This is a genomic window from Rhizobium altiplani (assembly GCF_001542405.1).
Classification (GTDB): Bacteria; Pseudomonadota; Alphaproteobacteria; order Rhizobiales; family Rhizobiaceae; genus Rhizobium; species Rhizobium altiplani.
On sequence record NZ_LNCD01000021.1, the window covers coordinates 30064 to 51517 of the forward strand.

The window sequence follows — 21454 nt, forward strand, 5'->3', positions numbered from 1 at the left end:
TTTCTCTCGGACGTTGTCTGTTTGATGCCCAAGATGTATGTCGGTTGATCAGTCCCCGGAATTGCAATATTACTTTCGATTGAATTGCTATTTTTGAAATAATCGAGATGAACGACTATAAAGCCCTGAAAACATTCCTCTTGGCGGCCGAGAAGCGCAACTTCGCCCAGGTCGCACGCGAACTCGACATGACCCCCGCGGCGGTGACCCGAGCGATTGCCGCACTGGAGGCCGATCTCGGCCTCCAGCTTTTCGTGCGCACCACGCGGCAGGTGTCGCTGACGACTGACGGTGCTGTGTTTGCCGCCCAGATACAGCCGGCCATCGCGATGCTGGAAGATGCGCGCAAGGAGGTGATGAATGCACACAAGGCCGATGAGGGGCGGTTGCGGATCAGCGCGCCGACCTGGTTCGGCAAAGCTGTGCTGCCGCCGATACTGTCGGGCTTCAGGGAGCGTTATCCAAGGATAAGCTTCGAGATTTCGCTGTCGGATGGGCTCGTGAATATCGTCGATGACGATTATGACCTGGCGATCCGCATATCCTCCCAACCGTCCGACAAGTTCACCATCTGGCGCAAGATCCGCGTCGTTCCTCGTATTCTGGTGGCAGCGCCGGGAAGCCGATACGTGACCATGCAGCACCCGGGCGAGCTGACGCCAGACGATTGCCTTGCCTATAGCGGCGAGAGCCGAAGAGAGACCTGGGTGCTTTCGGACGGCGGATCGAGCATGACGATCTCGGCGGGGCGCTCCTTCAGTGCCAACAATGGTGAAGTGCTGGCCGACATGGCTGCCGATGGGACCGGTGTCGCGATGCTGCCCGGATTTCATATTGCCGAGCATTTGCGAAGCGGTCGACTCGTGCACGTGTTCCAGGGCTGGGCGCCGCCCGACCTGTGGCTAACGCTCTATTACCCGCCCTATCAGGCGCTGCCACCGCGCATTGCTACTTTTTCCAAATTCTTCGAGGAGCAAGTGGGCTCGCAAATGACGCTGCTCGGCTAGTATCGAATTTGGAGTTTCAAGGTGTGATTGACGATGGGGCAGACTCTTAGGAGCCCTGACCTGGAGTCATTGAACGTGACTTGGCCTTATGGACTGGTCTTTGGGGAGGCGCTCTGATGGATCCGCCGCAGCCTCCCGATTGTGCTTCTCCAATAGACGCAAAACGTTCTTGCGCCTTTTCTTTCCCTAAGACGACTTCAGTGCCGTCGTCGAGCGACACGGCCAGATCATCCAGGCTGAGCACCACCTCACCTTCGGTTTCTCCGCGCTTGATGCGCCCCAAGGCGTCGCTCTGTTCTGCGCGCTCAAGTTCGTCAAGAGACATCATGAGCGATGCGATGCGCCGACAGGCGTTCCAATCCGGAAGGCGCGGGTAGTTGTCGACCAGCCATCCAAACGCGCTCTGCACGATGGCGAAGGCGGACGGCGCCTGCCCGACTTCGCCAAGCGTCATGCTGCCCTATTGCGCCGCGTGGCCGCCCTGCTTGAATGCTGGACGCTCGAGACCTAGATTGGCTAAATGCTTGACCATTCGTCTCGACCGTTGTCGCCATCAAACATTCCAATGGATGCGCTAAGTGAAGTCCTGCAAGACTTTCGCTTGAGTGGAGTCAACTATGGGCGCTGCGAACTCAGACATCCATGGAGCATCGCCTTTCCACAAAAACAACTGCTTCGTTTTCATTTTGTCAGCCACGGTCCGTGCTGGATCCATACAGCCTCCGAAGGATGGCAACAGTTGAACGATGGCGATCTGGTCCTTCTGCCGCAAGGCATCGAACATCGATTGGCCAGCGCACCAGATGTTGAAGGTGACTCGCTTAAAGGCTGTCAGATAACGAGGGTCGGAAGCAACGTTTGCGAAGTGGTCCGCGAAGGAACGGGTGCAACGAGCACCCTCTTCTGCGGCTCCATGGCTTTGGGTGCGCATGCGCTTAACCCCCTGATCGCTCTGATGCCACCAATCATCAAGGGCTGCGATGTGGCCGGCAATGACGCTGTCGTTGGCCCCCTGCTGGCAGCTATGTCGGCGGAGGCGACGCAGCCCCAAATGGGGAGTGCTACCGTCTTGTCGCGAATGGCGGACTTGCTCGCAGCGAGGCTCATTCGCTGCTGGGTCAATTGCAGCGGAGCATCGACGACGGGCTGGCTCGCCGCCATCCGCGATCCTCACATCGGTCGTGTGTTGGCAGCCATGCATCGAGACCCAGGCCATAACTGGACCCTTGAAAGCCTTGCCGGCGTTGCAGGCCAGTCGCGCTCGATCTTTGCCGAGCGCTTCAGCGCTATTCTGGGAGAGGGCGCAGCACACTATCTCGCCCGCCTGCGCATGCAGCTTGCTCGCGAGTTGTTGGGGCAAGGAGGCTTGTCGGTTGCCGAGGTTGCTTCCCGCTTAGGCTATGAGTCTGAGGCATCCTTCGCTCGCGCCTTCAAGCGTATCACTAAAGTCTCACCCGGCGTTGTGCGTCGCACCAATTCCGGACGAATAGACATGGATTTCGGATTTTAAGGCACATATCATCCCGAACAGTTCGTTTATGACATCTCCAACCTAAGGAGATACACGGGATGACGGACACAACATCGCAGCTTGACGTAGCAGCAATTGACCTGGATACCGCCGAGCCGTCCACGTGGAGCGCGGCGACCTGGTTTGCCGTACTTTCGATGGCGGCCACCAGCTTTGCGCTGGTATCGGCTGAGTTCCTGCCCGCGGGTCTGTTGACGCCATTGGCGCACGATCTCGGCATCACCGAAGGAACAGCCGGCCAGGTCGTCACCGCCACCGCTTCGGTCGGTGCGGTCACCGCTCTTTTAAGTAATGTGCTCATCGGCAGATTGAACCGAAAGACGGTGCTGGTCAGCCTCAGTGCATTGGCGATCGGCTCCAATATACTTGCAGCGCTAGCGACCGATTTTTGGCTGTTGTTGTTGGGCCGGGCTGGATTGGGCATCGCACTTAGCGGTTTCTGGGCCCTCTCAGTTGCCGTCGTGGCAAGGCTGGTCGGCGCCAATGCGACGGGCCGGGGCATGGCTATCGTCACCCTCGGCGTGTCGCTGGCGACAATAGCTGCACCATCGTTGGGTGCTTTGATCAGCGACTGGCTGGGATGGCGCACCGCCATGGCCGTGACAGCGGGGCTTGCCGCGCTTGCAATGCTTCTTCAGGCACTTAGCTTGCCAACACTGCCTGCAAGTACGAGCAACAGTCTCGCTGATGTTTTCAGCCTGACACGGCGGCGTGGGATTCAACTGGGCATGCTTGCTATCCTTTTGCTCATGACTGGCCATTTTGCTGGCTCGGTTTACGTGCGTCCCTTCCTTGAAAAGGTGACGCTCCTTGAAACCAGGTCGATCGCCGTGGCGTTGCTTGGATTTGGCATCGCCTCCGTCATCGGTAATGTCGCTGGTGGCAGAATGGCCGACGCCAGTATCCGCCTGGCACTCGTTGTCACGGCAGCGTTAATGGCGTTTGCTGCACTCTCTTTGGTCCTCTGGGGCGCTCATAGCGGTATTGCGTTTGGCCTCGTCACGCTTTGGGGCTTCGCCTTCGGCATGGCGCCGGTCGTGCTGCCCACCAATCTTTCCCGCGGGGCACCCGACGCTCTGGAGGCGGCAGGCAGCCTGATGGTCGTCTCTTTTCAGGTCGCCATCAGTATCGGCGCGGTTTTCGGTGGCTATATCGTTGACCACTATGGCGCTGTTGGGCCCCTGACCCTTACCGCAGTCCTGGCTGCATCGACGCTCGCCTTGGCGTCGGTCCAGCCTCGCAGTTGATCCTTGCTTCTGGGTTGAGAAGCAAAGGCAATCGGACCGAAGATGCTGTGAGAGAGTGGGACTCTTGCCTCGCTCTGGATATGAGGCAGCCCGGCCATCGTCGGGCTTGTCGGGTGCCCTACCGTCAGCTTTGACGAATGTGCTGCCTCATTAGATCCTTCAGCCGTTCGGTCTCACCGGCACCGATTGCATCAATCATCAAGTGATGCTCCCGGCCCGACTGTTCGATGCGGGCACGCGTGCGCCATTGGGACACCGGCGCGGACGAGGTTCTCTGGCGGATCTCCGTGATGAGATCGACGAGTTCCAGATTGCCGCCGAGCACAAGCAGCTGGCGGTAAAAGGCAAGATTTGCCTCATAGAGCTCCAGCATCGTGCCGTTCAGCGCCATTTGGTCGAAGTGCTCGGCAAGCTTCCTGAGAGTGCTGACATTCTCTGCCGAGGCGTTCTGGACGATCGTTCCAGCAATGGCCGTTTCGAGAATGACGCGAATTTCGCTGACCTCCCGCGCCCGGCGGCCGTCCGGGCTCGTCGCGCAAGGCAAGCTTCCGGCGGCCCACAAGGGCACTGAGCATGCCGCGAAGGTCATGGCGAGCACCGCCATTGCGCTGATTTCCAATCCGGCGCTGATTAAGGCGGCCAAGGCGGACCTTCAGGCTCACCTCGAGGGGACGCCATTCGTCAATCCGATCCCTGAGGACGTAGAGCCACCGCTCCCCGAAAGGCAGGCATCCAGCCCGGGATCCTCGAGCTCGCAAGCTTCGGCGCCGACGAATGGGGCAAGGCGCTGCTTGCCGGCGCGTGGATGACTGTTCTGATTGCCCTTGCCGGCTACTCGATCGGCGCAGTCATCGGTTCGTTTGGCGCCTGGGCGAAAATATCAGGCGGACGGGGAATTCGCATCGCCGCCGATACCTACACGACCGTCCTGCGTGGCATTCCGGATCTTCTCGTCATCTATCTCTTCTATTTCGGTGGCAGCGCGGCCGTCACCGCCATCGGCCGACTATTCGGAGCGGAGGGCTTCCTCGGCTTCCCCGGTTTCCTCGCTGGTTCGCTTGCGGTCGGCGTCACTTCGGGCGCGCAGTTCACCGAAGTTTTCCGCGGCGCCTTCAGAGCCGTGCATCACGGCGAGATCGGGGCGGCGATTGCCTGCGGCATGGGCAGGACCCTACGCTTCCGGCGGATCATCGCACCGCTCACCCTTCGCCATGCGCTTCCGCCGAAGCGCTGCTTGCCAAGGTCGGCATTGCTGAGAAGCGCAATTTTCATCCGGCCCACCTTTCTGGCGGCCAGCAGCAGCGGGCCGCAATCGCACGGGCCCTCGCGATGCGGCCGAAAGTCATGCTCTTCGACGAGCCGACTTCCGCGCTCGATCCCGAGCTCGTCGGCGAGGTTCTGCGCGTCATGCGTGCGCTCGCCGAGGAAGGCCGCACGATGCTGGTCGTCACCCACGAGATGGGCTTTGCCCGCGACGTCTCAAGCCGTGTCGTGTTCCTGCATCAGGGCCGCGTCGAGGAAGACGGCAAGCCGCAGGAGGTGTTCGCCACTTTCGCGCTCGGACCGTTTTCGCCAATTCATCAGCAAGGAAATCTCTCAACCCAAACCAACAAAAGGGGAGCAAAACATGACAATTCTTTCGCGGGCACTTTTGACAGCAGCCGCAACGGCGCTTGTCGCCACCGCCGGTGTTGCACACGCCGAAGAGAAGAAGTGGACGACCGTGACGATCGCCACCGAAGGCGCCTTCAAGCCCTATAATTTCACCAAGCCCGACGGTTCGCTCGACGGCTATGAAATCGAGCTGACAAAGTATCTCTGCGACCACATGAAGGTCGAGTGCAAGATCGTCGTGCAGAACTTCGACGGCATGATCCCGGCGCTCAATGCCGGCAAGTTCGACGCCACTATTTCCGGCATGTCGGCGACCGCCAAGCGCGAGGAAGTCATCGCCTTCAGCAATTCCTACGGCTCCACCGGCCAGGCGTTCGCGACCGCCAAGGAAGGCGAGCTCGCAAACTTGCCAGAAAACGGCCAGGTCTTCTCGCTTGCCAGCGACGAGGCCGGGGCTGCCGCCGAGATCGAAAAGATCAAGCCTGCCCTGCAGGGCAAGATCATCGGCGTTCAGACCGCTTCGACCGCGGCGACCTTCGTCGACAAGTATTTGAAGGGCGTCGTCGAGGTTCGCGAATACAAGACGACGGAAGAACATGATCTCGACCTCAAGGCCGGCCGCGTCGATCTGGTGGTGGCGTCCATGGCCTATTTGACGACGGCCTCGGCAAAGCCGGGCAACGAGGACATGACGACTGCCGGACCGCGCTTCCAAGGCGGCTTCCTCGGTCGCGGCAGCTCCGTTGGCCTGCGCAAGTCCGACACCGAGCTGAAGGCTATGTTCAACGACGCCATCGAGGCCGCCAAGGCCGACGGCACGATCAAGACGCTTTCAGAAAAGTGGTTCGGCTTCGACGTTACGCCGAAGTGAGTGTAAGCGTTCACAAAGGTGGGCCCGGCGGGACTCCCTGCCGGGTCGCGACAGCGGAGCTTAAAACTCAGCGTCATGGCAGGGGTTGAAACGTGGGACCGACTGCCACACGACCGCATATCCTGTTTCTAGCCGAACTCGCAATCAGTCATTGTCCTTGCAACCGATCGCCGGCCTACCCGCGTCTTGCCAGCGACCGCGCGATGTCGACGATATCATCGCGGCCAGCGGTCGGGTCCTCCCTGTTCCAGGCGATCCCAAGCCCGATCCTAAAGTCGATCCCGCTTACCTTCTTCAGTTCAAAGCCGCGATTGGGAAGATCAAGGGTCCACTCCGGGGCAAAGCCGATGCCAAGCCCGGCAGAGACCAGCGACACCAGCGCATAGGTATCATCGCAGCTGAAGGCAATGTTGGCGGTGAGGTCGTATTCCGCAAACTTCTCATTGAAGTATCGCTCGGTGAACGACAGGTTCTGCCGGTTGAAGGCGATGATCTTCTGAGTGCGCAGATCATCGATGCTGATCTCGTCCCTGGCTGCCAGCGGATTGGCATGGCCGACCGCCAGATAGTAGCGCTCATGCGCAAGCGAGACGAAGCGCAACGAGCCGATGTTTTCCACCGGCCGGATGAAGCCCAGATTGAGCTGGCCGGTCTCCAGGCCGCGGATGATCTCGCCGGTATTGCCCGACGCGATGTGGATGCGGACATCGGGATACTTGCGGGCGATCTTGGCAAGGAAGGTTGGCAGCATGCCCATGGTGGCCGGGTAGATGCTGCCGATCCTGATCTGGCGGATGCGACTGCCGCCGGCTGCCCGGGTCAGTTCGGTGGTCAGGTCGATGTCGCTCAGGATCCGCACACAGCGATCATAGAAGGTTTCCCCTGCCCTGGTCAGTTCCACCCGTCTCGTCGAGCGGATGAACAGCGGACAGCCAAGCTCCCTTTCCAGCGACATCACATGATTGCTGAGCGCCGGCTGGGCAATGCACATCCTGGCTGCCGCCCGGCCGAAGTGCAGTTCCTCGGCCACCGCTTTGAAATAGGTGAGTTGGCGCAGTTCCAAAGGTTTCACAGCCTCGCGCAAAATATCTGAATTTAAGATAACTGAAAATCAGATATAACGGAAGACCCCATCTCCTCGCAGGTGGGTGTCACGTGGCAAAGACCCTAGGCAGTGAAAGACATAAGGCCTTGATCGAGTTGCTGATCGCAAAACGCGAGGCAGCTGGCCTGACACAAGTAGACCTCGCCACTAAGCTCGGTGAATATCAGTCGTTTGTCGCACGATTGGAGAGTGGCCAGCGCAGAGTTGACCTTGTTGAATTCTTGGAGCTATCCGAACTTCTCAGATTCGATGCTGTCGAGGTTTTGAAAGCTATCGAGAAAGTTCCATCGCGTTGAGCGGATTTCGAAGATGACCTGGCTCATAACCGCTTGGTTGGGGGTTCGAGTCCCTCCGGGCCGCAGCCGCTTTAAGTGCTATCTCGCGGGCTGCCCGACAGAGGCAGGAACAGGTTGCGCGCGTACCGATGCCCAACTCGCTGTGAAGATCGAACCGTCCTCCGATTTCATCGGCAAAATGACCGACGATCGTCAAGGGGAGGCCCCCAAGTCCAGTCGCTTTTGTCCACCACCATTTCCAGGCTTTCTGCACCGGACAGCCCGTTTTTCCGGTGTCTCCTGGGCATCAGAACGAAGTCTTAGATCGCTCGGTCAACGAAATCATTTTCGCCAATTTTCCACGTTAGATCAATGGATTATACGCGCGGCTCTTGGGCATCACCGAGCCCTTTCGCCCGTCAGCGGACAACGGACCTTTGGCCGCAGGTTCGAGTCGACCCGTAGATCGCCTCACAGCGCCCTAACTTCGAGCCGAAAAGGTCAGCGAACGAAATCTTTTGGGCAGCGATTTGGGCGGCATCGGATGATTCTAGTCAACGCGTGAGCGCTGTGATTGGGTGAGACTGCATTCATACCCCATCCATACGTGCTGAGCCGATCAACAATTGGGTCGCGTCAGACACCAGAGAACCTGCCACTTTGTCCGGGCGGCAGAGCTTCCCACCATCAGTACCACCGCTGCTCCATCGACAGTCCCCGCTCCCCGGCTTTCCGCGGGTGGTGGAGCGCACTGAGACACCTCGGCCGAGATAAATCAGCCAGAGGCGGCCAAAACTGCACGAAACGAGATTTCGATGAGCTGCTCGGTGAAGGCGAGCCGGGAAATTCCGATCAAGTTGCTGGCGTACGGCGGCTGCTCTGCCCATACATTTCTTTTCGGACCTCTCCGGCTACCGCGAAGGCGGCGTCGATGTCCAGAACGAACAGGGTTTCCTCGACCACGTCGTCAAGCGTGGCTCCGAATTTTTTGAGGAGTACCTCGGCGTTGGCGTAGGTTTGCCGCATCTGGGCTTTCATACTCGAGAAATTCAAAGGACGGCCCGATGCGTCCAGCTCAGCAGGAGCGACGAGATTGCCGTCGCTGTCGGGGCTGAGCTGCCCGGAAAGGTAAACCACATCCTTGACTTGGACCGCTTGGCAGTAGCCATAGGCCGTTTCCCAAGGAACTCCGAAGTTGACGGTCTTCTTCGACGGTTTCATGACATCTCTGGTGAAGAACGGCTCGATGGCGCGCCGGAGAGTCTCGCGTTCCATACCAATGCCGTTATCGACAATTCGAAGTTCTACGACGTCAGAGAGGGGACCATGGCGCTTCGAAGCCACTGCGATCGAGATCGAACCTCCTGCTGGCAAAGCTTCGCGAGAGTTCGCGAGCAGTTCGATGACGGCGTCGCGAAGACGGTCACGCGGGCAACTCAAGCGAGGGATGGCTGAGGGACATCGATGTCCAGGACGAGCGAATTCGCATCCAAGCCGACGGCGATCGATCAATTGCAACAGGCATTGCTGGGTCTATTCAGGATCAGTATGGCCGCGTTACAAAGGGAAACGTGCCAATTGTAATACTTTTTGATCGCGTCAGGGAACTAGACGTCAATCGACTGTGACGAGAGCCTGAGCACATCGGAGCGGCTACACTGCTTCTGAGACCGAATTCCTTCGGCGATCAGCGCGCCTAGTACCGCGATGCCATGGAACATATTGTCCCTGCCGGCCGCAACTTGATCTGCGATCCGAGCTGCTTCCTCGAGCGCTTGATCCCTGATCCGAGCCGCGACATCGTCACATAGAAATAGCCCGTCGGCGTACATAGACTGATTAATCGCCGTACGGTCCGACCAGCTCTTACCTGTCAAACCCGGTTCAACAGCGTCCTTTGCGCCGCTCCGGTTGGACAGTGGATCAGCCTTCGTCTCGGGCGAGAATGAGCGTTCGAAAGCGTTTTTCAATCCTGAGCCGTGCATTGCGAACCTCACGTGCCTTGGGAGAGCCTCTCCGATTCAATGACTTCATGAGACACAATTTAGCGCTCCGATATGTAGGGAGATAGCTACCCATAGGTTTCGCTCATCTAAACCAAAGTCGTGCGTCGCAGAGTCCGTACTTCCCGAACCCATAACCGCTACGCTTTGCGATCTCGGTCGCTCCAAGAAACTACTGGCAGGCGGCGGGGAATTGGGAAATCCGTGAGACGGATCGGTTTCGTCCGTATGTATGCGGCCCGCAGGTCGGCACGGCGCAAATTGCATGGCTATATCTTTACCAATCCATACAAGTCCACTCCTTTATTTACGCCGTTCTTTCCCGGGCATTTTGCCGCAGGCATGCGGTTTTTGCCGCGGCGTCCGTTGACTATCGTTGTTCAGCGGCTTAGCGCATGCGTACAATACACGAACTAATGTATGGCTATAACGCGTATAATTGTACGGATCAATCAGATGCATGGCATTTCCAGGGGCTCATTCGCCTCGCATTCTCACACAATCACCCATCAAGGAGAGACGTGATGGCTCGCCTTTCCCGTTTACTTCACTTGGTAGGAATTCTCCTTCTCATTCCGCTGTCTTCATGTAGCGAGCTCGAGCTTCTGAATCCAAAAGGGGAAATCGGGGCACAGGAAAAGACGTTGATCCTGGTTGCGCTCGGCCTGATGCTCCTCGTCGTCATACCAGTCATGTTCCTGACGGTGTATTTTGCCTGGCGCTACCGTGCGAGCAACGTCAGAGCGACTTACGCGCCGACCTGGACGCATTCAACGGCCGTGGAAGTGGTCGTATGGACCGTTCCCTGCCTGATCGTCGCGATACTGGCGGTGATGATTTGGGAGACGACGGATTCGCTCGATCCATTCCAACCGTTGAAATCGAAGGTGCCGCCCGTTCGCGTCGAGGTCGTCGCCCTGAACTGGAAATGGCTCTTCATCTACCCCGATTACGGTGTGGCCTCCATCAATTACCTTTCAATCCCGGTTGATACGCCGGTCGAGTTCAAGTTGACGGCGGAATCGATGATGAACTCGTTCTTCATCCCGCAACTCGGCAGCCAGATCTACGCGATGGCGGGCATGCAGACCCAGCTTCATCTGATCGCCAACGAGCCTGGCACTTATGCAGGCCTTTCCTCGGCGTTCAGTGGTCCCGGTTTCTCCGACATGCACTTTGCCGTGGCTGCCACCAGCCAGAAGGAATTCGCGGATTGGGTACACCGGGCCAAGAGGTCAACGCAGGTACTTAACGCCGCAACCTACAGATCGCTGGAACAGCCGAGCATCAAAAACCCCGTCACCTTCTTTGCAAAGGTCGACCCTGGCCTCTTCGAGACAATCGTGAACCGGTTCATGTCAGGCAAGATGTCGGAGATGGCCTTCGCGACATCCGACCTCTGCACGGCTGAAGCACTCCCACCAATCGCCCGGAGCGAAAACTAATGTTTGGTAAACTTACCCTCGACGCAATCCCCCTCGACGAGCCGATCGTCATGGGGACGGGTGTGGTCGTTGCCTTACTCGGCCTCGCAATCCTCGCCTGGATCACCTATCACGGCTGGTGGAAATACCTTTGGACGGAATGGATCACGTCGGTCGACCACAAGAAGATCGGAGTGATGTATTTCGGGCTCGGGCTGGTGATGTTGCTGCGCGGCTTCGCCGACGCCATCATGATGCGCGCCCAACAGGCAGTCGCGAACAGCGACGCCGCCGGCTATCTCCCGCCCCACCATTACGACCAGATATTTACCGCCCACGGTGTGATCATGATTTTCTTCGTGGCCACGCCCTTTATTCTCGGCTTGATGAACGTTGTTGTCCCGCTCCAGATCGGAGCGCGCGACGTCGCCTATCCCTTCGTCAATTCGCTCGGCTTCTGGCTCTCGGCGGTCGGCGCGGTGCTCGTAATGGCATCTATGTTTGTCGGCGATTTCGCAGCCACCGGGTGGGTCGCCTATCCCCCGCTGTCGGAACTGGGCTACAGTCCGACAGTCGGTGTCGACTATTACATCTGGTCTTTGCAGATATCGGGACTCGGAACGACCCTTGCCGGCATCAACTTCGTGGTGACGATCCTGCGAATGCGGGCACCCGGCATGACGCTGATGAAGATGCCGGTCTTCGTTTGGACGTCGCTAATCACAAACATCCTGATCGTGGCAATCTTCCCGGTCCTGACAGCGACGCTCGTGCTGCTGTCGGCGGACCGCTATCTCGACATGCATTTCTTCACCAACGAATTTGGTGGGAATGCGATGATGTACATCAATCTCATCTGGGTTTGGGGTCATCCAGAAGTCTACGTGCTGATCCTGCCATGCTTCGGCGTTTATTCCGAAGTGATCGCGACCTTCTCGAGCAAGCCGCTTTTCGGATACAAATCGATGGTCTACGCGACGTCTTCGATCGGTATCCTCTCCTTCGTCGTATGGCTGCACCACTTCTTCACGATGGGCTCGGGCGCGAACGTCAATGCCTTCTTCGGCATCATGACCACCATCATCTCGATTCCGACCGGCGTGAAGCTTTTCAATTGGTTGTTCACGATGTTTCGGGGCCGCGTCCGTTTCCATTCGGCCACACTTTGGACCATCGGCTTCATGTTTACCTTTGCAGGCGGCGGCATGACCGGCGTGCTGCTCGCCGTTCCCGGAGCTGATTTCGTGCTTCACAACAGCCTGTTTCTGGTCGCCCACTTCCACAACGTCATCATCGGCGGTGTGGTTTTCGGCTGCCTTGCTGGCATGAGCTTCTGGTTCCCGAAAGTCTTCGGCTTCACGCTCAATGAATTCTGGGGGAAGGTTTCCTTCTGGTGCTGGATGGTCGGCTACTGGCTGGCTTTCACTCCCTTGTACATCCTCGGATTCAAGGGAATGACGCGCCGCATGAACCACTATGATGTGCCCGGTTGGCATCCTTATCTGGTGGTCGCGCTGATTGGCGCAATAATTATCGGCGTAGGTATCCTTGCGCTTCTCATCCAACTTTTCGTCAGCATTCGGGACCGAAAGCTGAACCGCGATGTCACCGGAGATCCATGGGATGCGCGCAGTCTTGAATGGGCTACCGCCTCGCCAGCCCCCTTCTACAACTTCGCCCATATCCCCGAGATCACGTCGCTCGAGCAACACTGGGAGAACAAACAGACTGGCCGCGCCTATGAGCGACGCTGGCAATATGAAGACATCCATATGCCTCGCAATACCGCCGCAGGCTTCGTCATCTCCGCCTTTAGCTTCGTCCTTTGCTTTTCGCTGGTTTGGCACATCTGGGTCGCGGCTGCCGTTGGGCTGCTCGGCATGATTGGAACGTTCATCGCCCGAACCTACGACCGGAATGTCGATTACTACGTGCCCGCGGTCGAAATCGCCCGTATCGAAACCGAGCGCTTCGCCCTGTCGCGAAGAAAAGGAGCATGACGGATGAACATCCTCGTAAAGTCCATACACGGAAACAACGCAATACCGGCTCACCAGGAGCATGAACACGACAGCGGTTCCAACACCGTGCTCGGTTTCTGGATATACCTGATGAGCGATTGTCTCATCTTCGCGACGCTGTTCGCCACGTTCGGCGTCCTGGCATCAAGTACGGCTGGCGCACCAGGCGGAAAGGAGCTTTTCGACCTTCCGTACGTCGCGATCGAGACCGTCATACTCCTCATCAGCAGCTTCACATTCGGCATCGCGGGGCTCCAGGTACAGGCTGGAGCCAAGAGCCAGGTGGTCAGGTGGCTGGCCATCACCTTCATTTTCGGCGCTGCCTTCATCGTGATGGAGGTGCATGAATTTCTCGGCCTCATCGTGGATGGAGCCGGGCCCCAGCGAAGCGCTTTCCTTTCGGCGTATTTCACGCTGGTCGGCACCCACGGACTACATGTAGCCGCGGGCCTCGTCTGGTTAGCGACGATGATGCACCAAGTCTTCCGCTTTGGCCTCGATGGCATCGTCCGGCGGCGGCTCGCCTGCCTTAGCCTGTTTTGGCATTTCCTCGACCTTGTCTGGATCTGTGTCTTCACTTTCGTCTATCTGCGCGGGGTTATGTAATGTCCCAATCCGCCTCCGAGGCTTACGTAGCGGCTTCGCATGCGAGCATGAAATCCTATGTGATCGGCTTCGGCCTCTCGCTCTTGCTGACGGGGTTGTCCTTCGGCACTGTGATGAGCGGCCTCGTTCGCGACGATCTCGTGCTGCCCGCAATCACGGTTCTCGCCGTCGCGCAGCTCGTCGTGCAGCTGGTGTTCTTCCTGCACCTCGGCACTGCGCCGGAACAGCGCAACAACACGACCATTTTCGTCCTGACGATCATGCTGATCGCCATCATTGTGAGCGGCTCTCTCTGGGTGATTCACAATGCCAACAACAACATGATGCCCACAACCATCACGATCGACCGCGCGAAAGCGCGTGATTAGGACGGCATGGGTCCCGGAAGGTCCACCGTAAAGACGTCTCGGCAACACAACAGGAGACCGGTTGCGGCATGGAGCAATGATGCTGCCCCGGCCTAGTCGGTCGCCGCACAATCCGCTCAAGGAGTAACATATGCCTGTACACTTGATTACCGCGAACCGACTTGGTGATGGCGTTGCCGTGTGGCTGGACGCGGGGCAGTGCTGGACAGAAGATATCGAAAATGCCGCGGCGGCTGAGGAGGCAACTCTCGCCGCATCGTTGGAGGCAGCGCGTTCAAGCGAGCGTGACAACGTTGTCGTAGGCGTTCGTGAGATCGCCGCCGAACTCATTGACGGTGAATCTGTGCCAGTGGAGCAGCGTGAACGATTGCGCGGCAGGGGACCGAGTGTGCGCCCCGACCTGGCGGGCAAGCGCCCTGGTGGCCGCTGGGACAATCCGCCTTTCCCCGAGCCGCCGTCGGCAACTTCGACGTCTCCCTATGCAGGCATCTATCGCTACGACGAATATGACCGACAGTTCCTTAGAAATCGGGCTGAACAATTTCGTGAGCAGGTAAAAAGGCGATTGTCGGGAGAACTGACCGAAGAGGAATTCAAGCCGCTCCGGCTGATGAATGGCGTGTATCTGCAGCTTCACGGTTACATGCTGCGGGTCGCCCTGCCTTATGGCGTCCTCAGCGCGGCGCAAATGCGCCAGCTCGCGTATGTCGCGCGGCATTACGATCAAGGGTACGGTCATTTCACCACACGCCAGAACATTCAGTTCAATTGGCCGAGACTTGAGAACGTGCCGGATATCCTTGCTATTCTGGCTGAAGCGGACCTGCATGCAATCCAGACCAGCGGGAATTGCGTACGGAACGTCACGACCGACCATTTCGCGGGTGCCGCCGCGGAAGAAGTCGTAGATCCGCGCCTTTACGCCGAAATCCTCAGGCAATGGTCGACCGATCATCCGGAGTTCACCTATCTTCCACGGAAGTTCAAAATTGCGATCACCGGCAGTCCGCAAGACCGTGCTGCCGTCCGTGTTCACGACATCGGCATCCTGGCGAGCCGCAATACTGCTGGCGAGCCGGGCTTCACGATCTTTGCGGGCGGCGGTCTCGGACGCACACCAGTTGTAGGAACGCTGGTTCGAGAATGGCTGCCGGTACGCCATCTGTTGCGTTACGTCGAGGCGATCCTGCGGGTCTACAACGCGCTTGGGCGGCGGGATAATATCTACAAGGCTCGCATCAAGATCCTGCTTCGTGAGATGAAGCCCGAGAACTTCATCCACATGATCGAGACCGAGTTCGCGGCAATGCCGGATGATCACGGCGTTTTGGATGACGATGTAGTCGAGGCGGTCGCCGCCCGTTTCTTGCCACCGCCCTTCGAGAAACTTGAGCGCCAGCCCGCGGGCTTCGAACGTGCCTTCAGTGATGATCAGGCCTTCCGGGCTTGGGTGAACACGAACACACACCCGCACAAGCAGATCGGCTACGTGTCGGCCGTCATATCGCTCAAAACCGTCGGCGGCATACCGGGCGATATCAGCTCCGGGGAAATGGAGACTGTCGCGGATCTGGCAGACCGCCATTCTTTCGGTGAAATCCGCGTTTCGCATGAACAGAACCTGGTGCTGCCTCATGTGCGCAAGGACAGCTTGCATTCCCTATGGGGGGACCTGGTGGCCGCCGGCCTTGCCAGCGGGAACGTCGGCTTGATAACCGATATCATCGCTTGCCCGGGCATGGATTATTGCAGCCTTGCGACGGCGCGATCCATTCCGGTTGCGCAGCGCATCGCGGAACGCTTCGCCGATCCTGAGCGACAGCGGGAAATCGGCAAAATCGATCTGAACATTTCTGGCTGCATCAATGCCTGTGGACATCACCATGTTGGCCATATCGGCCTTCTGGGAGTCGATAAAAACGGCGAGGAAGTCTACCAGATCACACTAGGCGGATCTTCAAGTGACAAACCATCGATTGGCAGCATAATCGGCCCCTCTGTCTTGTCCGGGCGGGTTGTCGATGCCATCGAAGCGATCGTCGATGTCTACGTGGCCGAGCGGGTCGACGGTGAGAGTTTCAACGACACCTACAGGCGTATCGGCGCGGCCCCGTTCAAGGAGGCTATCTATGGCGCTGATTAATCAACTCGGCTACGAAATCCCCGACCGCTGGATTTACCCCGCAGCTGGCGAGCACGGGTCGTTTGCTGCGTTCCATGTCGGATCGGTTGACATCATTGAACGGCTCGACGCCGCTCCAGTCTGTGGCCGGCCGACTGGCGTGTTGCTAAACTCGGAGAGCCCGCTGGGCGTGGTCGCAGAATTGCTGGAACGGATCGACTTGATTGTCGTCCCCTTTGCCAAGCTCAGAGACGGCAGAGGATTCACCCTTGCCCGCGCATTGCGCGGGCAACACGGCTATATGGGTGATGTTCGAGCGATCGGAGACCTACTCCCGGACCAACTCCAGCTATTGGTGCAGTGCGGCTTCACGTCAATCGTATTGCCGCCGAATCATCCCGCCTCCCAATGGAGGCCAGCCCAGCTTCCCACCAGCGGAGCCGCCGTGCAGCCAAAGCCACTCTTGCAGAGGCTCGTCAGACGCAGCCAATAGCATCGGTCGTTAGCGCCCCGCTGAGGAACGATGCGCGGATCAGGGAGGGGATCGCCATGGGATACCAACCCGTGCTCGAACGGCGATGGTAGCCGGCGCTATTGAAAGCGCCGGCTTTGGTTTATGCCTTTGCGAAGGCCAGCAGGTCGGGATTCACGATATCCGCGTGGGTAGTGCACATGCCATGCGGTAGGTTTTTGTAGATCTTGAGAGTGCTGTTCTTGAGCAGTTTCGCCGAAAGCGGTGCCGAATCCGCGATTGGGACGATCTGGTCGTCGTCGCCGTGCATCACAAGGGTCGGTACGTCGATGACCTTGAGATCCTCGGTGAAGTCCGTTTCAGAAAATGCTTTGATCCCCTCGTAGTGCGCTTTTGCGCTGCCCATCATGCCTTGACGCCACCAGTTCTGGATAACTGGAGCGATCGGGGTCGCGCCGGGTCGGTTGAAGCTGTAGAAAGGACCCGTGGGAAGATCGACATAGAATTGGGACCGGTTGTCGGCCAGCGCTTTGCGCAGGCCATCGAATACTTCGATTGGCAAGCCGCCGGGGTTCTTCTCGCTCTTCACCATAACCGGTGGCACCGCGCCGATGATGATGAGCTTGGCGACACGCTTGGCCGGCTGACCGTGGCGTGCGACGTAGTGCACGGCTTCGCCGCCGCCTGTCGAATGGCCGATATGGATCGCATTGCGCAGATTAAGATGTTCGACGACAGCGGCCACGTCCGCAGCGTAGTGATCCATATCGTGGCCGTCGCTGACCTGGGCCGAACGGCCGTGGCCACGTCGGTCATGGGCGATCACCCTGTAACCGTTCTGGAGGAAGAACAGCATCTGGTTGTCCCAATCATCACCGCTCAAGGGCCAGCCGTGATGGAAGACAATCGGCTGCGCGCTCTTCGGGCCCCAATCTTTGTAGAAAATTTCGACGCCGTCGCGTGTTGTGACTGTGGTCATGGTTTCATTCCTTTCGGGGGCCAGGGTTTTAGTTGCTGGCGACTTTGCGGCTGCTGAGAAGTATGGGAGCATTGTCAGCGCCGCCGCCCCAACGCCCAACGCGAGTAGATCGCGTCGGGCCGGGTCTTGCGGCTCGTCTGAGTTGACGTCTGTCATCGGATTGCTTTCGTGGTCGATTGTCAGTGGTTGGTCTCGAGATGGCCTAGTCTAAGCCACGCCCGGGAAATGGTGCACCCCCACCAAAGTTTGCCGTAGGCGATAGCGGATTTCCTACTGGAACCAGGACTCGATGTGTTCACGCCGCTGGGATGGAAGGTGGCTGCGCCGTCGGGGGAGACAGAAGCGCCATCCATGCAATCACCTGACGTCGTCGGTTGGTGGTGGTGCCGGAAACTGATATCCGATAAATAACTAGGACGATCCATCCTTCCACGTCCGAGATTCTGTCGTGATCGTCCAAGATGCTCCAAATGACGCTTTGTCCGATGTGCTGCGTCTTGTCGATGCGGAGGCCATCGCTTCCATCGCACTAACCGCAGGAGGCGATTGGGCTGTCCGCTTCCCGGAATCTGATTTCGTCACGTTTTGTGCAGTGCGTCGCGGATCTTGCTGGCTAGTCAAAGACGATGGGACCGAACCACTCTGGCTTGTGGAAGGCGATTGCTTTGCCGCCATTCGAGGGGAGTTTGGGTTGGCCAGTTCGCGCGAGGTTCGGGTGGCCGCCACGCAAATGTTCCGGCCGGACGACCAAGCTCGCCAATATGGCAGCGGCAACGACGTGTATCTGATCGGTGGGAATGTCCGTTTCGATACCGCCAATGGCGGGATCCTTACCGACGTGCTGCCACCGATGCTTCTAATCTCCGGTGAAGCTGCGGAAGCGATCCACTGGCTGCTGGATCAACTGGACAAGGAATGGCGGCGAGCGGAGCCAGGCGCGCGCATCGCCTGCAATGACCTCCTGCGCCTCATGTTTATCCACGCGCTTCGGACCTACATCGCCGAACTGCCGCCTTCGAGTGGAAACTGGCTGGCTGCGCTCTCAGACCCGCACGTCGGAAAGGCCTTTGAAGCAATCCATGCGGATCCTGTTCGCAACTGGACACTCACCGACCTTGCCAGTCTCGCATCCCAGTCGAGATCGACCTTCGCCACGCATTTCAAAGCAACGGTCGGCGTTTCGCCGATACACTACGTGTCCCGTTGGAAAGTGCGCCTTGCCGCTGCCCGGCTCCGGCGTGGCCGCCAGCCCATCTCTTCGGTAGCCGCCTCATTGGGCTTTCTCTCCGATAGTGCGTTCAGCGCGACGTTTCGACGAATTATGGGTATTACGCCCACGGAATATCGCGCCCTTCACCTTTTACCGAATGCCGATCCGTTGGGTCACCGCGGCGACCTTGAGCGTTCGCGGCAATCGCCTGATGCATCGGCCGCGGGATAGCGCGCATCGTCCCGCCTTTGGCTGCCCTTGCTTGTTTCCCGCGAGAGTGGCGGGAAAGATTTAGTCGCAGGACCGCCTAGCTCTGGTAAGCTTGGACAGCTGCGAATGCGCTCATGTTGACCACGCCACGCGATGTAACGGATGGCGTCAGAATATGTGCCGGCCGCGCAGTGCCGAGCAAAATCGGACCGATATGGAGCGCGTTGGTGACCTCTTTCAGGACGTTGAGGGTGATATTTGCAGCATCGAGATTCGGGAAGACCAAGAGATTGGCCGCATCCTTCAGCCGCGAGTGCGGATGAACGCGATCCCGCAAGATCTGCGACAGAGCCGCGTCTCCGTGCATTTCGCCATCGAGTTCAAGCTCTGGCGCTCTCGCAGCGAGTGCGGCCGCGGCTTCTCGCATCTTATCCGCACTATTGGAGTCCCTGGAGCCGAAATTCGAGTGCGAAACGAGCGCCACTTTGGGCCCGATGCCGAAACGGCTGATTTCTTTGACTGCGAGGATGACCGTCTCGGTGATCTGTTCGATGCCTGGATCGACGTTGACATAGGTATCGGCAAAGAAAAGGACACGGTGAAGCGTGAGGAGCAAACTCAACGCTGAGTATCCCCGCACGCCGTTCGCTTTGCCGATTATCTGCTGTACCGCCTTGAGATGGCTTTCATAGCGGCCCTCCAGACCGCTAATCATCGCATCGGCCTCGTCCCGAACCACAGCCAGGGCGGCAATGACTGTGGGATTTGTGCGCACTACCGTTCTGGCTGCGTCAGGTGTTACGCCTTGGCGACAGGTCGTGGCGAGGTATAGATCAACATACTCCCGGTAACGGGGATCGTCCTCGGGATTGATCACATCGAAGTCGCGGCCCGGGCGAATTCGCAGGCCATAGCGTTGCAACCGGCTTTCCACGACCTGCGGGCGTCCGACAAGGACCGGTTCGGCAATCCCCTCCTCGATCACAACCTGGGCGGCGCGAAGCACACGCTCGTCTTCGCCCTCGGCATAGATGACGCGTTTAGGTTTTTTCTGAGCACGGGCTGTTGCGAAGACCGACTGCATAACAACCCCGGAGCGGAACACAAGGCGGTGCAGTCTATCGATGTAGGCTCGCATATCCTCGATCGGTCGCGTTGCTACACCAGTTTCCATTGCGGCCTCGGCAACCGCGGGCGCGATACGCAAGATCAGGCGAGGATCGAACGGTGACGGAATGATGTAGTCCCGTCCGAACGTTACCGTCCCGGTTTCACAAGATCGCGCTGCGTCTTCGGAGGGCTCCTCGCGTGCGAGCGCGGCAATCGCCTTCACCGCAGCCAGTTTCATCTCTTCGTTGATCGCGGTTGCGCCGACATCGAGGGCCCCGCGAAAGATGTAGGGAAAACATAGGACGTTGTTGACCTGGTTTGGCTGGTCGGAACGCCCGGTGCAGACCATGGCGTCGGCACGTGCTGCACGAACCTCCTCGGGCATAATTTCGGGCGTTGGATTCGCTAAAGCCAGAATCAGAGGGGACGCCGCCATCTCCTTCACTAACTCCGGCTTCAGTGCTCCGCCCGCCGACACGCCGAGGAAAATATCTGCGCCGCCGATGACATCCGCGAGAGCACGCGCTTCAGTTTTTTGCGCGTAAGCCTCCTTCCACCGGTCCATGAGCGTGGAGCGACCCTGATAGACAACACCATCTATATCGCAAACCCAGATATTCTCGCGTCTGGCTCCAAGCGTCACCAGGAGATTGAGGCAGGCAATGGCAGCAGCACCAGCACCGGAAGTAACAATTTTGGCTTGCCCGATCGTCTTGCGCGCAAGCTCCAGACCGTTGAGAACAGCAGCTGCGACAATGATCGCCGTCCCATGCTGATCGTCGTGAAAAACAGGCACGCTCATACGACGACGCAGTTCCTCCTCGATCTCAAAGCACTCGGGTGCCTTGATATCTTCCAGGTTAATGCCGCCGAAGGTCGGCTCGAGGGCGGTCACCACCTCGATCATCCGCCGTGGGTCGCTGGCGTCAACCTCGATATCGAAGACGTCGATGTCGGCAAATTTCTTGAATAGGACTGCCTTGCCCTCCATCACGGGCTTCGCAGCGAGCGCACCGATATTGCCCAATCCCAGCACGGCCGAGCCGTTTGAGATTACGGCGACAAGATTGCCTCGTGCGGTGTAGTCCGCGGCGGTGGTGGGATTATCACGGATCGCCAGGCACGGCACCGCAACGCCCGGAGAATACGCAAGCGCAAGATCCCGCTGATTGCCGAGAGTTTTGGTCGGCTGGATTTCTAGCTTGCCCGGTCTCGGATAGCGATGGAAGAACAGGGCGGCTTCTTCAAATGCAGAGGTAGCTCGCTGATTCTCAGTCAT

Annotated in this window: 16 protein-coding genes and 7 pseudogenes; 15 read left to right on the forward strand and 8 right to left on the reverse strand. The window is 58.5% G+C overall.

Annotated elements, in window-relative coordinates; translation table 11 throughout:
- Window positions 1-107 precede the first annotated feature (107 nt).
- Entirely contained in the window at window positions 108-1007 is a 900-nt protein-coding gene (locus AS026_RS04015) for a LysR family transcriptional regulator (RefSeq protein WP_062368654.1), read from the forward strand.
- Window positions 1008-1140: 133 nt separating this feature from the next.
- On the opposite strand, the pseudogene AS026_RS04020 reads toward AS026_RS04015, so the two are convergent.
- A pseudogene (locus AS026_RS04020) lies at window positions 1141-1467 on the reverse strand (ABC transporter ATP-binding protein/permease); the annotation flags it as partial.
- A 60-nt stretch (window positions 1468-1527) separates the two neighbouring features.
- On the opposite strand from AS026_RS04020, the gene AS026_RS04025 reads away from it, so the two are divergent.
- A complete protein-coding gene (locus AS026_RS04025) occupies window positions 1528-2517 on the forward strand; it encodes an AraC family transcriptional regulator (protein ID WP_062368656.1) in 990 nt (329 codons plus the stop codon).
- A 59-nt stretch (window positions 2518-2576) separates the two neighbouring features.
- Window positions 2577-3785, forward strand: a complete 1209-nt coding sequence (locus AS026_RS04030; protein ID WP_062368657.1) for an MFS transporter — start codon at window positions 2577-2579, stop codon at window positions 3783-3785.
- A gap of 124 nt (window positions 3786-3909) precedes the next feature.
- Here AS026_RS04030 and AS026_RS04035 read toward each other — a convergent pair whose 3' ends face one another.
- Window positions 3910-4389: a GntR family transcriptional regulator gene (locus tag AS026_RS04035; protein WP_245307308.1), complete on the reverse strand. Its 480-nt coding sequence runs from the start codon at window positions 4387-4389 to the stop codon at window positions 3910-3912.
- Between AS026_RS04035 and AS026_RS42985 the strand changes: the two are divergent.
- The 4 genes and pseudogenes from AS026_RS42985 to AS026_RS04050 all read left to right on the forward strand — a co-directional run.
- Window positions 4313-4513, forward strand: a pseudogene (locus tag AS026_RS42985) (amidohydrolase); the annotation flags it as partial. The gene AS026_RS04035 and the pseudogene AS026_RS42985 sit on opposite strands and share 77 nt — an antisense overlap.
- Window positions 4514-4515: 2 nt before the next feature.
- Window positions 4516-5007 (forward strand): annotated as a pseudogene (locus tag AS026_RS39230) (ABC transporter permease subunit); the annotation flags it as partial.
- A pseudogene (locus tag AS026_RS39235) lies at window positions 5001-5373 on the forward strand (ATP-binding cassette domain-containing protein); the annotation flags it as partial. The pseudogenes AS026_RS39230 and AS026_RS39235, both read left to right, overlap by 7 nt.
- 39 nt (window positions 5374-5412) lie before the next feature.
- Window positions 5413-6270 (forward strand): transporter substrate-binding domain-containing protein, encoded by an 858-nt coding sequence (locus tag AS026_RS04050; RefSeq protein ID WP_062368660.1) that lies wholly within the window; start codon window positions 5413-5415, stop codon window positions 6268-6270.
- Window positions 6271-6445: 175 nt separating this feature from the next.
- Here AS026_RS04050 and AS026_RS04055 read toward each other — a convergent pair whose 3' ends face one another.
- Window positions 6446-7333: a LysR family transcriptional regulator gene (locus AS026_RS04055; protein ID WP_062368661.1), complete on the reverse strand. Its 888-nt coding sequence runs from the start codon at window positions 7331-7333 to the stop codon at window positions 6446-6448.
- A 92-nt stretch (window positions 7334-7425) separates the two neighbouring features.
- Between AS026_RS04055 and AS026_RS04060 the strand changes: the two genes are divergently transcribed.
- Window positions 7426-7671: a helix-turn-helix domain-containing protein gene (locus AS026_RS04060; protein ID WP_062368662.1), complete on the forward strand. Its 246-nt coding sequence runs from the start codon at window positions 7426-7428 to the stop codon at window positions 7669-7671.
- A 604-nt stretch (window positions 7672-8275) separates the two neighbouring features.
- On the opposite strand, the pseudogene AS026_RS42990 reads toward AS026_RS04060, so the two are convergent.
- The 3 pseudogenes from AS026_RS42990 to AS026_RS44145 form a co-directional block, all read right to left on the reverse strand.
- Window positions 8276-8374: pseudogene (locus AS026_RS42990) on the reverse strand (damage-inducible mutagenesis protein); the annotation flags it as partial.
- Between the two features lie 51 nt (window positions 8375-8425).
- Window positions 8426-8871, reverse strand: a pseudogene (locus AS026_RS42995) (RidA family protein).
- Between the two features lie 12 nt (window positions 8872-8883).
- Window positions 8884-9168: pseudogene (locus AS026_RS44145) on the reverse strand (ATP-binding protein); the annotation flags it as partial.
- Window positions 9169-10177: 1009 nt separating this feature from the next.
- Between AS026_RS44145 and cyoA the strand changes: the two are divergent.
- The 6 genes from cyoA (at window position 10178) to AS026_RS04100 (ending at window position 16687) form a co-directional block, all read left to right on the forward strand.
- Window positions 10178-11098 carry a ubiquinol oxidase subunit II gene (cyoA, locus tag AS026_RS04075; RefSeq protein WP_082728421.1) on the forward strand — a complete coding sequence of 307 codons (921 nt, stop codon included), beginning with the start codon at window positions 10178-10180 and terminating at the stop codon, window positions 11096-11098.
- Window positions 11098-13077, forward strand: coding sequence for a cytochrome o ubiquinol oxidase subunit I (gene cyoB / locus AS026_RS04080; protein WP_062368664.1), 1980 nt, complete (start codon window positions 11098-11100; stop codon window positions 13075-13077). Before cyoA ends, cyoB begins: the two co-directional genes overlap by 1 nt.
- A gap of 3 nt (window positions 13078-13080) precedes the next feature.
- Window positions 13081-13704, forward strand: a complete 624-nt coding sequence (cyoC, locus tag AS026_RS04085; RefSeq protein WP_062368665.1) for a cytochrome o ubiquinol oxidase subunit III — start codon at window positions 13081-13083, stop codon at window positions 13702-13704.
- Complete coding sequence (gene cyoD / locus AS026_RS04090; RefSeq protein ID WP_062368666.1) at window positions 13704-14072, forward strand: cytochrome o ubiquinol oxidase subunit IV; 369 nt, start codon at window positions 13704-13706, stop codon at window positions 14070-14072. Before cyoC ends, cyoD begins: the two co-directional genes overlap by 1 nt.
- A 130-nt stretch (window positions 14073-14202) precedes the next feature.
- Window positions 14203-16215: a DUF2849 domain-containing protein gene (locus AS026_RS04095; RefSeq protein WP_062368667.1), complete on the forward strand. Its 2013-nt coding sequence runs from the start codon at window positions 14203-14205 to the stop codon at window positions 16213-16215.
- On the forward strand, window positions 16202-16687 hold the full coding sequence (locus AS026_RS04100) for a DUF934 domain-containing protein (RefSeq protein WP_062368668.1): 486 nt from the start codon (window positions 16202-16204) through the stop codon (window positions 16685-16687). Before AS026_RS04095 ends, AS026_RS04100 begins: the two co-directional genes overlap by 14 nt.
- Before the next feature lie 121 nt (window positions 16688-16808).
- On the opposite strand, the gene AS026_RS04105 is transcribed toward AS026_RS04100, so the two are convergent.
- Window positions 16809-17645 (reverse strand): alpha/beta fold hydrolase, encoded by an 837-nt coding sequence (locus tag AS026_RS04105; RefSeq protein ID WP_062368669.1) that lies wholly within the window; start codon window positions 17643-17645, stop codon window positions 16809-16811.
- 448 nt (window positions 17646-18093) lie between these two features.
- Here AS026_RS04105 and AS026_RS04110 point away from each other — a divergent pair, with 448 nt between their 5' ends.
- Complete coding sequence (locus AS026_RS04110; protein WP_062368670.1) at window positions 18094-19086, forward strand: AraC family transcriptional regulator; 993 nt, start codon at window positions 18094-18096, stop codon at window positions 19084-19086.
- 76 nt (window positions 19087-19162) lie between these two features.
- Here the strand turns inward: AS026_RS04110 and AS026_RS04115 are convergent, their stop codons facing one another.
- Entirely contained in the window at window positions 19163-21454 is a 2292-nt protein-coding gene (locus tag AS026_RS04115; protein WP_062368671.1) for an NADP-dependent malic enzyme, read from the reverse strand.

Coding starts and splice junctions, on each gene's coding strand:
- AS026_RS04115 (WP_062368671.1), bottom strand. CDS start 21,454: ATGACTGAGAATCAGCGAGCTACCTCTGCATTTGAAGAAGCCGCCCTG.
- cyoD (WP_062368666.1), top strand. CDS start 13,704: ATGTCCCAATCCGCCTCCGAGGCTTACGTAGCGGCTTCGCATGCGAGC.
- AS026_RS04105 (WP_062368669.1), bottom strand. CDS start 17,645: ATGACCACAGTCACAACACGCGACGGCGTCGAAATTTTCTACAAAGAT.
- AS026_RS04100 (WP_062368668.1), top strand. CDS start 16,202: ATGGCGCTGATTAATCAACTCGGCTACGAAATCCCCGACCGCTGGATT.
- cyoB (WP_062368664.1), top strand. CDS start 11,098: ATGTTTGGTAAACTTACCCTCGACGCAATCCCCCTCGACGAGCCGATC.
- AS026_RS04050 (WP_062368660.1), top strand. CDS start 5,413: ATGACAATTCTTTCGCGGGCACTTTTGACAGCAGCCGCAACGGCGCTT.
- AS026_RS04015 (WP_062368654.1), top strand. CDS start 108: ATGAACGACTATAAAGCCCTGAAAACATTCCTCTTGGCGGCCGAGAAG.
- AS026_RS04035 (WP_245307308.1), bottom strand. CDS start 4,389: ATGGCGGTGCTCGCCATGACCTTCGCGGCATGCTCAGTGCCCTTGTGG.
- AS026_RS04095 (WP_062368667.1), top strand. CDS start 14,203: ATGCCTGTACACTTGATTACCGCGAACCGACTTGGTGATGGCGTTGCC.
- AS026_RS04030 (WP_062368657.1), top strand. CDS start 2,577: ATGACGGACACAACATCGCAGCTTGACGTAGCAGCAATTGACCTGGAT.
- cyoC (WP_062368665.1), top strand. CDS start 13,081: ATGAACATCCTCGTAAAGTCCATACACGGAAACAACGCAATACCGGCT.
- cyoA (WP_082728421.1), top strand. CDS start 10,178: ATGGCTCGCCTTTCCCGTTTACTTCACTTGGTAGGAATTCTCCTTCTC.
- AS026_RS04025 (WP_062368656.1), top strand. CDS start 1,528: ATGCTTGACCATTCGTCTCGACCGTTGTCGCCATCAAACATTCCAATG.